We start from the raw sequence: 893 nt of genomic DNA, 5'->3' as shown, positions 1-893 counted from the left end.
AAGGCCTGCTCGATCGGATTGAGGTCTGGTGAGTAGGGTGGCAGGAACCAGAGGCGAGCACCAGCCGCCTTGATGACTTGGCGGACGGCGGCCGATTTGTGGCTGCCGAGATTGTCCATGATGACGATATCGCCGGGTTTGAGAACCGGTATGAGCTGCTGCTCGACATAGGCGCGGAAGCACGCGCCGTTGATTGGTCCGTCAAAGACACAAGGAGCGGTCAACCGGTCACAGCGTAAAGCGCCGAGGAAGGTAAGTGTACGCCAGTGACCGTGCGGAGCAAAGGCGCGCAAACGCTTGCCCTTTGGCCCCCAGCCCCTGATCGGCGTCATGTTGGTCTTGATCCAGGTTTCGTCGATGAAGACAAGGCGCGTGGGGTCGAGATGCTGCTGTAAGCCCTTCCATCGCTCACGCCTGCGAGCGACATCGGCACGGGCCTGCTCAAGGGCGAATAGTGTTTTTTTTGAAGCGCAGGCCTTCGCGTCGAATGAATTCCCAGATCGTATTGTGGGAGACAGTGATGCCGCGCGCCGCCAGCTCCGCCTTCAAACCGTGCAGCGTCAGATGCGAGTTCTGGTTAAGCCGGTCGACGATGAAGGCGCGGTGCGGTTCCAAAATACGTTTGCGATGGCCGCCCATCTTGCCCGGTTCCACCGAGCCGGTCGCACGATAGCGCTGAGACCATTTGACAACCGGAGAGACCGCAACACCAAAGCGGGCCGCAACAGCTCGGCTGCTGTCGCCGCTCCACACAGCAGCGACAACGCGATCACGAAGGTCGTTCGACAAAGGTCGGGTCATAGATACTGGCCTCCATCCAGCCAGCATCTTGAATCACAATCATCCTGATTCGGGAATCACCTCAGATTCAGACCAAAGCGGAAACGGTCTAG

1 pseudogene is annotated in these 893 nt (G+C 59.0%); it reads right to left on the bottom strand.

What is annotated here, in order from left to right:
• Positions 1 to 801, bottom strand: a pseudogene (locus AB4048_RS28845) (IS630 family transposase); the annotation flags it as partial.
• Positions 802 to 893 lie beyond the last annotated feature (92 nt).

This window comes from Rhizobium sp. RAF56, assembly GCF_052113965.1.
Classification (GTDB): domain Bacteria; phylum Pseudomonadota; class Alphaproteobacteria; order Rhizobiales; family Rhizobiaceae; genus Rhizobium.
This window is presented reverse-complemented; position numbering and strand designations above follow the sequence as displayed.